Source organism: Spirosoma harenae (assembly GCF_054776975.1).
The window spans coordinates 131996-141598 of sequence record NZ_BAAHBD010000005.1 but is presented as its reverse complement, the minus strand read 5'-3'; the positions used below and the strand labels follow the sequence as shown (position 1 = coordinate 141598).

The 9603-nt window shown below is 47.0% G+C and carries 6 protein-coding genes; 4 read left to right on the top strand and 2 right to left on the bottom strand.

What is annotated here, in order from left to right:
* Positions 1-128: 128 nt before the first annotated feature.
* Positions 129-896, bottom strand: coding sequence for a hypothetical protein (locus ACYVE4_RS03740; RefSeq protein WP_460995569.1), 768 nt, complete (start codon positions 894-896; stop codon positions 129-131).
* A gap of 217 nt (positions 897-1113) precedes the next feature.
* Between ACYVE4_RS03740 and ACYVE4_RS03735 the strand changes: the two genes are divergently transcribed.
* The 4 genes from ACYVE4_RS03735 (at position 1114) to ACYVE4_RS03720 (ending at position 5388) form a co-directional block, all read left to right on the top strand.
* Complete coding sequence (locus tag ACYVE4_RS03735) at positions 1114-1362, top strand: hypothetical protein (protein ID WP_460995568.1); 249 nt, start codon at positions 1114-1116, stop codon at positions 1360-1362.
* A 463-nt stretch (positions 1363-1825) separates the two neighbouring features.
* Positions 1826-2809: a ThuA domain-containing protein gene (locus tag ACYVE4_RS03730; protein WP_460995567.1), complete on the top strand. Its 984-nt coding sequence runs from the start codon at positions 1826-1828 to the stop codon at positions 2807-2809.
* Between the two features lie 270 nt (positions 2810-3079).
* On the top strand, positions 3080-3634 hold the full coding sequence (locus ACYVE4_RS03725; RefSeq protein WP_460995566.1) for a gluconate 2-dehydrogenase subunit 3 family protein: 555 nt from the start codon (positions 3080-3082) through the stop codon (positions 3632-3634).
* Between the two features lie 44 nt (positions 3635-3678).
* On the top strand, positions 3679-5388 hold the full coding sequence (locus tag ACYVE4_RS03720; protein WP_460995565.1) for a GMC oxidoreductase: 1710 nt from the start codon (positions 3679-3681) through the stop codon (positions 5386-5388).
* Between the two features lie 103 nt (positions 5389-5491).
* Here ACYVE4_RS03720 and ACYVE4_RS03715 read toward each other — a convergent pair whose 3' ends face one another.
* Entirely contained in the window at positions 5492-9484 is a 3993-nt protein-coding gene (locus ACYVE4_RS03715) for a two-component regulator propeller domain-containing protein (RefSeq protein ID WP_460995564.1), read from the bottom strand.
* Positions 9485-9603 lie beyond the last annotated feature (119 nt).

The window sequence follows — 9603 nt, the reverse complement described above, 5'->3', positions numbered from 1 at the left end:
CAGTATTCATTAGAAAACCTCCTGTTTTGTAGTTTGGCGACCACAAAGTTCAGGAGGTTTTCGCTTTTTTAGTCAGACCAAAAATTCGGGATGACTCATGTTTACTGTGGATGACGACATTGAGAGTTTTACTCTCTAGGGTCTCGATCATCGTTTAGCGAATGGATAACTACCTTTGCTAAACCGATGGCCCCTTGTTTTAAGGTTGCCGTATCGCCAGGCATACGAGCGACTACGCTAAACACATGATTGTTGAATAACACATGTAACGATTTTTTGCCCGGTTCCCAGATGGCTTTATCGCCCACTCCGCCGATTGCTTGTCCAGTAGCCGTATTTTTAGCGGGTGCAACCAGGGGCGGTGTCGGTTTGGTGATACCTTCGAGAGGAGCCCCAGGATCAGCACCACGCGCGGAATCCTGCTTTGGCGTAGTATCACTCATGTTGGGCGAAACCTCCGCGCCAGTACCTTCAGGAGCCGGGCCAGATAGGGGCGGTTTACTGTCCGTGTTCTGGTCGGCAACTTGGTTGGCCCTAGGCTCAAATAATTTATTAAAATGATATTCGGATTGATAAACCGATTCGAAGGGTTTGTTGCTTTCCAGGTAAAAACCAATCGAATTCGACCCCCAGCGAAGTTCACAGCTATTCAGTTTGCTCACTTTTTCCAGTTGTAGCTTCTCCTCTAACTTGAAGAGGTTTTTGACAAACTCTTCAGGCAGATAATTGCAGGGTTCTTGGTAGTGGTAATCGGTGCTGAGCAGGTAAACGCCGGTGACGCGTCGTGCCAGGTGACCGTCTCCCTCACCCATCTGAGAGCTGTTGTCGCGTTCCTGGGTAGAGCAGCCTATCAGACTCGTTCCCAGAAGAAATACGGTTAGTGATTTTATTTTCATTTGTGTAAACAGTAATGGCTAAACGGCCGATTCGTTGCTGCTATAACATCATTACGGATTGGCTAACCACTGCATTTACGGCTATTGTGAGCATTCGGTCTCCTGCTATGTCGCCTATGCTGATACGTAACCCGTTCCCTCATTTCCCTCTTTTTCTGGTCATCATTTGCCTGCCAGGGAGGTAGTGTAGGTACGAAATTGATTGACGGAAAAGCATATGAAAGTAGGCGAACGACTATTGAAACTCCTCAGTAAGAAATATGAACCAGCCCGGATGGTAACAGTGCGGTTTGGCCGCTACGACGTGGCGATAAAGACCGACGAAGAGGGTAATCCCATTCTTGCATTTGTGGGTAAGGCCAATGATCGGGGCATTATTAAAGGGGATCAGTACGCCCGGCGATTACATAAAGACGCGAATGGGCTAATCATTAAAGACCATTGGGATTACAAGGGTACTGTATAACAGACGGAGCAGATCGACATGGCCGGTCAGAGAAATTAATTTATCATTAATCAGAAACAGGTTGAGTCATTGGTCTGTCTTCGGACGGGCTGTTGGGTCAACCTGTTTTGCTTCGTCCGTATTCATATATAGCCAATCCATTTCCACAGAAACTAGAAAAAGTAACCCCGCCAAATGGGTTATTTCATCTTCAATTAGTTCCATACCTGTTCGGCGGTTACTCAAAATCAGGCTCTTGCCACCTACTGGCAGCTGAAAATCGATTGTCCTCCCTGAACGAAAAGGCTCCCATTCAACGATCAGATTGATTACCGCCTGCGATTGGAACGGCTCAATCTGTAAATGATCGAACAACCACTTGCAACAGAGGATGATAAATCAGCACCAACAATGAATAGTTCTGCGCCTTCTCAGGCTTTGGTTAGTATAGATGATAACTTACGCTTAACTTGAATGCATGCTCATGAAGAACCTAATTTACCTGTTTCTGGCTTTACTTTTGGGAGTTGGTAACGCCCGGAACGTGTTTGCGCAGGCAAAAAAATCCCCCATCAAGGTGTTGATTGTCGATGGGCAAAATAACCACGAACAATGGCCTAAAATCACCTACATGATGAAACGCTACCTCGAAGAAACGGGGAAGTTTACAGTCGATGTACAGCGTTCCTATTACACCTGGAACGGCGGTGACCTGGTTGAAAAATACAAAATAAAGGGAGTGCCTGCTACACAGTCTTTGCCGAAGCCCAAAGCAGACTCGGCTTTTCATCCTGATTTTTCAGCGTACGACGTAGTGATCAATAATTTTGGGTGGAATGCTGCTCCGTGGTCTGATGCAACGCAGGCTGATTTCGAAAAATTTATCAAAAACGGAGGAGGATTAGTCGTTATCCATGCGGCTGATAATTCGTTCCAACAGTGGCCTGCCTATAATCGAATGATCGGTTTGGGGGGCTGGGGCGACCGCACAGAAAAAGATGGTCCTTACGTATATTATGATGAGAGCGGAAAACTGGTGAGAGACAACAGCGTAGGAAAAGCAGGCTCGCACGGAGCGCAAAAGGAGTTCTTGATAACCTTACGCGATTCGAAACACCCGATTACCAAAGGAATGCCGCTCAAGTGGATGCACGCCAAAGACGAAATGTATGACCGTTTGCGCGGCCCAGCCGAACAAATGGAAGTACTGGCAACCGCTTACTCTTCACCTGATAACCGGGGCACGGGTCGCAACGAACCCATGCTCATGACCATCAACATGGGCAAAGGACGAATTTTTCATACGCCACTCGGCCACGTAGATTATTCGGTTGAGTGCGTCGGCTTTATCACATGTCTTCAGCGAGGTACGCAATGGGCGGCTACGGGTAAAGTAGATATTCCCATTCCTGCCGACTTCCCAACAGAAAGTGCGGTAAGCCAACGAAAATTCACGGATAACCCCTAGCAAGGATTAAACTACACGTATCAAAATAAATTCCTCGAAAAACGAGGTCATTTGATAAATGAATGCCTCTTTCTATATGAATGGTAGTAAGGCTATATTATCTAGCATAGATGCTTTTTTCGTTTTATGAAACAAGCTTCGTATTCACTGGCCGATTTTTTAGTAGATACCGACTTTCGGGTTTTACACTAGAAAAACGCATAGTTTTTTTAACTGAACGATAGATAACGGGGTGTAAAAATCGACACGCCATTTGGAACAAATAAGCTTATGAATAGACGGGAAGCAGTGACGCGGGTAGCCTGGATACTGGGCGGAACCTTTTCAGTACCAACCTTACAGGCCATGAATCGCTGGGAACAGCTCGTAGTTAACGATAAATCGCCTGCTCGAGTAGGCTCGTTTCTGACCGAGACCCAACGGGAAATCGTGGCCCGCACCGCCGACTTAATTATCCCGCGTACCGACACACCGGGCGCGCTTGATGTGGGCGTCCCAGATTTCATTGACCTGATGCTGCGCGATTGCTATACAAAACCAGCGCAGAACGCTTTCCTGACGGGTCTTGGTGAACTGGAACGAAAAGGTTTCCTGACTCTCTCACCCGATCAGCAAACCGCGACGCTGAAACAGGTAGAGGCCGATTCTCAAAAGAGTACTTCGCCCACGTTCTGGCTCATTACCAAAGAGTTAACCCTGTTGGGGTATTTCACATCCGAACTGGGCGTTAAAGCGTCGTTCGACTATCAGCCAATTCCGGGGCGATTCGAAGCGATTAAAATTAAACCGGGTCAGAAAGATTTCATGTACGGCAATCAGGCGTGAAGAGAAATCACTCTTTCGCTCATTCACTCTATCGCTCTTTAACTATGAACCTCAATATAAAAGCAGACAAAGACCAAACCTATGACGCCATCGTCGTCGGATCGGGTATGACCGGGGGCTGGGCCGCCAAAGAACTTACCGAAAAAGGCCTGAAGGTGCTGGTGCTCGAACGAGGGTATGAACTCAAACACGTTGCAGATTATAAAAACGCCATGAAAGACCCCTGGGAGTTTGAGCACCGGGGAAAGATCAGCAATGTAGCGGCCGAGGAACACTATGCCACGATGTTCTTTTCGGCCAAAGAAGGCTCGCAGTATCTATACACTAATGATAAAGAAAATCCGTACATTCAGAAACGGCCATTCAACTGGATTCGGGCGTACCATACCGGTGGCAAATCGCTGTTGTGGGGTAAACACACCTATCGTTGGAATCCTCAGGATTTTCTAGCCAACGCCAAAGAAGGGATTGGTATCGACTGGCCTCTGCGCTACGAAGAACTAGTGCCCTGGTATTCCTATGTCGAGAAATTCGTGGGTGTCAGTGGACAGGCCGAAGGGTTAGCCGTTTTACCGGACAGTCATTTTCTGCCGCCAATGGCTATGACCGCCCCTGAGGTCCACCTGAAGAAATCCGTAGCGCAAAAATTGAATCGCCCGATTACGATTGGCCGCGTTGCCCACCTGACCAAAGCTCAACCCCAGCATCTGGCCGTAGGTCGGACGGATTGCCAGTTCCGAAATCGATGCTCACGAGGTTGCCCGTATGGTGGGTATTTTAGCTCACTGGCCGCTACGCTTCCGGCAGCCCGGAATACGAACCGGCTGACGATGGTGCATAACGCGATCGTAAAAGAAATTATCCTGGACGAAAAGTCACAGAAAGCCAAGGGAGTACGCGTCATTGACCAGAATACGATGGAAGTGCGGGAGTTTTACGCTAAAGTCATTTTCCTCAATGCGGGCACCATCGGCTCTACCTCTATTTTGATGAATTCTAAGTCGGCCCGTTTTCCAAACGGACTTGGTAACGACAGCGATCAGTTAGGCCGGAATTTGATGGATCACCATCTGGCTATCGGCGCTCGAGCGGATGTAGACGGATTTGAGAACGATTATTATTTTGGGGCTCGGCCGGGCAGTCTATACATTCCGCGTTTCCGCAACTGGGGAGCCGACAAGCGTAGTTACCTACGGGGTTTTGGCTATCAGGGTGGCGCAAGCCGGACCGACTGGTCGCGGGGGGCAACGGAAACGGGTTTTGGCGCTGATTTCAAGAAAAGTATGACGCAGCCCGGTCCCTGGAAGTTTAGTCTTACGGGTTTCGGCGAAGTCCTGTCTAATCCCAATAATCGCTTCTATCCCAGTGAGACAGAAACTGATAAATGGGGACTGCCACAGCTTGTATTCGACGCTGATTTCGGTGAGAATGAACTAGCTATGCGGAAAGACATTATGAACGATGCCGCCGAAATGCTCGAAGCCGCCGGGTTTAAAAATGTGACGCCCTACGATAATCCGGTAGCACATATGGGCCTAGGTATTCACGAAATGGGAACCGCGCGCATGGGGAAAGATCCCAAAACGTCGGTGCTCAATAAATTTAATCAGGTGCATGCCTGCAAAAACGTGTTCGTAACAGACGGTTCTGGTATGACGTCATCGTCTAACGTAAACCCGTCATTGACGTATATGGCACTGACGGCTCGCGCAGCCAATCATGCTGTCGCGCAATTGAAAGCGCGGAACCTGTAAGCGAACGTCTACTAATATAGGCTGGTCCATAAAAGGTAGTAATGCCTTTTATGGACCAGCCCCAATCTTCTCGTGTAAAGTAACGGCTTTGCCAGTACACCTATTAGTCAATTTTACTTGGCGTAACTCCGAACTTATTTTTGAAGGCCCGGCCGAAATAATTAGGGTCGTTAAAGCCAACCTCAAACGCAACTTCGGTCACGCTTGTACCGCCTTCAAGCAACTGTCGGGCGAGCATTAGGCGGTAATCGTTTAGGTATTCTTTCGTACTCAGGCCGGTTAGCGTTTTTAGTTTCGTATGAAGCTGCGACCGACTACAATTCATTTGCTTCGCCAGCACATCGGCCGTTACATCTTTATTTTTATAGTGCTGATTAACCAATGCAGCAAACCGGAGCACAAACTCCTGATCTTTATTACGCTGAGGCAAAGCACTACGTAATGAACCCGTCAGATTGCCCGTTAATTTAGTTTTTAGTAGCGATACCGTTTTCAGTTGGTTACTCAGTATCAAATCCAGTTCTTTCAGACTGAACGGCTTACTGATGTACCCATCAGCACCATTGTTCAGGCCGTCGATAATGGTTTTATCATCTTCATTATCAAGTAATAAAATAACCGGGATGTGCTGAGTCTGAGGGTTGCTTTTCAAAACCAGACAGATGCTTCTGTGTTCTTTGTCGTGTATATCGCTGTCGCACAGAATAATTTCGGGTAGCATCGTTTCGGCTTTCTTCAAGGCTTCGCCAAATGTGTTGGCCATGCTAATGCGATAGGTTTCTCCGTAATGGCGTTTCAGAAACTGAGCCAGCTCTTTAGACCGTTCGATAATCAGCAGATTAGGTTTGTCGTTTACTACGGATTCATCTGCCGAATTACCAGTCAACTCCCTGTTCGACGACAAATTGTCTGGCGTATCAACAATATGCTGGTTTATTGAGCTGGGTAGTTTGGTTGCCAGGGTATTCCTACTAACGGGCGTTTTTTGAATGGGTAGTTGAAGCGAAAGCTGAGAACGACTGTTCGGCTCCGAAAAAGCGATCCGACCCGACAATAATTTCAACAAACTGAACGCCAGTAGTATACCAATACTCAGCGAATTATCCTGCCCAAAAATTTCCTCAGGATTCCCGGCATACTGATAGCTCGTTTCGATACTCTTCATGAGCTCCGGCTGGCTGTCGAACGTGAAGGTAAGCCGCAACTCAGTCGGTCCATTGTCCGTCGTATTTACTACCTCAACATCGAAGTTCAGTATGTCGCCTTCCGCTAACTGGTCGACCAGGTAAAAGAAGACATTACCAATAATCATTTCCAGCTTTCCGGAGTCAAACGATGCCATCAGATAAGGGGGCGAAAACGTAAGCCGCTTCTGAATCTGGCGGTCTCGAAGCAGCGGGTCAAATCCCTTTAGCGTATCTTTTATGAAGGCAATGATATCTGCATCGGCGAGGTGAATTTTCTGAATTTTGTGACCTGTTTTTCGGAGTTCGGTGATCTGATCAATTAATGCCTGCAACCGCCGGGCGTTTTTCTTGATAATTCCATAGTTCGTGGCAGAATCAGCGCGCCAGGCCTGATTGTTTTGAATCAATTCGTCAATCTCGGCAATGATCAGGGTGATGGGCGTTTTAAATTCATTGGAAAGAAATGTAAAGAAATTCAGTTTCTGCTGATTTAGCTCTCTGCTTTTTTCCCGTTCTACCCGTTCCATCTGCACGGCCATTTTCTGGCGGTTCAGATACGTGATGACCCGTCGATACAAGATCAGCAAACCAATGCCAAGCAATGCATAGAGAAGATAAGCGTAGTCGGTTCGCCAGAAAGGCGGTTTCACCACAATCTGAAGCGTACGCTCAGTTGGCGACAAATCGCCGTTTGATTGATAGGACCGAACGTGGAACGTGTACCTTCCGGGCGATAAATTCGTGTATGTCTGCGAGTTAACAGTGGTTTTGGGTCCCCAGGTTTTTTCAAATCCTTCGAGATAATACGTATAATAATTGGTCTGTTTCGAAAAGTAGTTGATGGCCACAAAATCGAACGTGATGACATTTTGCGCGTATTTGAAAATCAGTTCTTTGGTTTCATCAAGCCGTTTGGTTAGCATGAGTTCGCCGTCGGCCTTAACTTCCTTATTGAAGAGTTTGAGGTCGGTAAAGTAAACGGGCGGATCAAAAACCCGTTTGGCAATGCTGTCGGGATTAAAATAACAAAGTCCGTCGACGCTTCCGAAATACAGATTGCCGTCTCGATCTTTCAGTGCCGATTTAAAATTGAATTGAGTAGCTTCCAGTCCATTACTTCCGTCGAATACTCGGTGCGTGTTTTGTTTCGGATTAAAAGAAAGAAGACCGTTATTGGTTGAAAACCAATACGTTCCATTGGTATCTTCCAGCGTTTCATAAACTGTCTGGTTAGCCAGATACGTTTGTACGGGATGTTGGATAAACTTTTTTTGCCGATAATTCCATTGACATACACCGCCATTCAGACTGCTGAACCAGACATTATGATCCGAATCTTCATAAATGCTCATGATCTGATTGCTCCGTAAAGCGGGGGTATTACTGGCATCATAATGAGTCAACTTGTCGCGTTTAGAATCGTACAGGTACACACCTGAGTTCGACGTAGCAATCCAGATTCGTCCCGACGTATCGCCCAGCATGTCCATCACAAATCGGGGGCCCAGTTCCTGAGGTTTGAAGAGTTGAAAAGTCCCCGTTTTCTCATCCAGAATATTCAGTCCACGGGTTGTACCTATCCAGAGTTGACCGTTCTGGTTTCGGTAAAGTGAGCTGATGTAATTACTTGTGAGTGAGGTCGGATCGTCTGGATTATGCAGAAAAGCCCTCTTTTTCCCTGTTTTCGGATCGATTCGGTTTAACCCTCCCAAAAACGTACCAACCCAGGCAATCCCCGACTTATCAATCAGAATGGCATGAACGTTATTATCGCTCAGGCCATTCAACCGATTGTGGTACGTATAACGCCCTGTAGCCCGGTCCTGAATGCTGATGCCACCATCTTCGGTACCAACCCACAGCCGGTCCTGAGCGTCAATGGCAAGTTGGCTAATGGCTTTTCCTGCAATGGTTTGCCCTTCGGTAGCCGGGAAAAGATGCCCAAATGAAATACCAACGGGTTTTGTGTAATTAACGCCACCAAAATACGTACCCAGCCAAACTACTCCATCCCGGCTAACGTAGCTCGAATAAACCGCCCGGTCAGTCAGACCGTAGGGCGAGGCTGTGAACGATTTATCATAGCTACGAGTGGTCCGACGTTGGCTGTCAACCATAATAATTCCCGCTTCACCACCAATCCAGACGTTACCGGCCAAATCTTCGACAACGGTACGTATAATCCGCACTTGTCCGCTTACGAGTCGCGCAAACCACTCTAACGGCTTGAAAGACATTGTTGTCTCATCTAATTGAAGCAGATCGTTTTCCGTACTTAGCCAAATAGCTCCCCGCCGATCTCTGAATAGTTTGTGATTGCGAAGTGTATGAGATTTTCGGTGATTTTCTCCCTCAATAGTGAGTGTAACGATCGTTTCTCCAGCTGAGTTGACGATGCTGGGTGTATTGTTCTGCAAAATCAGAAAAGAGCCCTTTCGAAATTCATAGATATCATGGACAAGTTTTCCGGCCAGCATTTGCCGGACCTGTTCTCGCGCCGACAAAATATATATGCCATCTGGACTACCAATCCACAAATCACCAGTCGACACTCGGCGGATGACCGTTACGTTTACCGAGCTTTTTCCAAGTGACACAGGCACGAATTCATCCTTGTCGAACAGGTAGCGAAACAGGCCCGCAGCCGTACCTACCCAGAGTTCCTGCCCAACTGTGTAAACGACATTAACCCGTGCCGCTTCAGCGTTGGGATCGGTATCATTCAACGGGTAATGTTTGATTCGCTGGCTATCGTAGCGGCTGACACCTGCCCGCGTTCCGAACCAAATAAAGCCCTTGTGGTCCTGCGTAATGCTAAAAACACTATTGTGCGACAGGCCATGTTTGGACGTGAGCGCATTAAAATAAAAGTTTTGAGCTTCACTTGTCGTAGTAGTAAATAATAACAAGCTAGAAATCAATACAATATGATTCTTAATATGTAGCAAAAAATAGCTTATATGTTGCATTAGTCCAAAACAGTCATATGTTTTTGCAATCGCACAATTATTCAGAAGTGGATATAAAT

Excerpts from the sequence above, each read along its gene's own strand:
- ACYVE4_RS03725 (WP_460995566.1), top strand. The coding sequence starts at position 3,080 with ATGAATAGACGGGAAGCAGTGACGCGGGTAGCCTGGATACTGGGCGGA.
- ACYVE4_RS03740 (WP_460995569.1), bottom strand. The coding sequence starts at position 896 with ATGAAAATAAAATCACTAACCGTATTTCTTCTGGGAACGAGTCTGATA.
- ACYVE4_RS03730 (WP_460995567.1), top strand. The coding sequence starts at position 1,826 with ATGAAGAACCTAATTTACCTGTTTCTGGCTTTACTTTTGGGAGTTGGT.
- ACYVE4_RS03720 (WP_460995565.1), top strand. The coding sequence starts at position 3,679 with ATGAACCTCAATATAAAAGCAGACAAAGACCAAACCTATGACGCCATC.
- ACYVE4_RS03735 (WP_460995568.1), top strand. The coding sequence starts at position 1,114 with ATGAAAGTAGGCGAACGACTATTGAAACTCCTCAGTAAGAAATATGAA.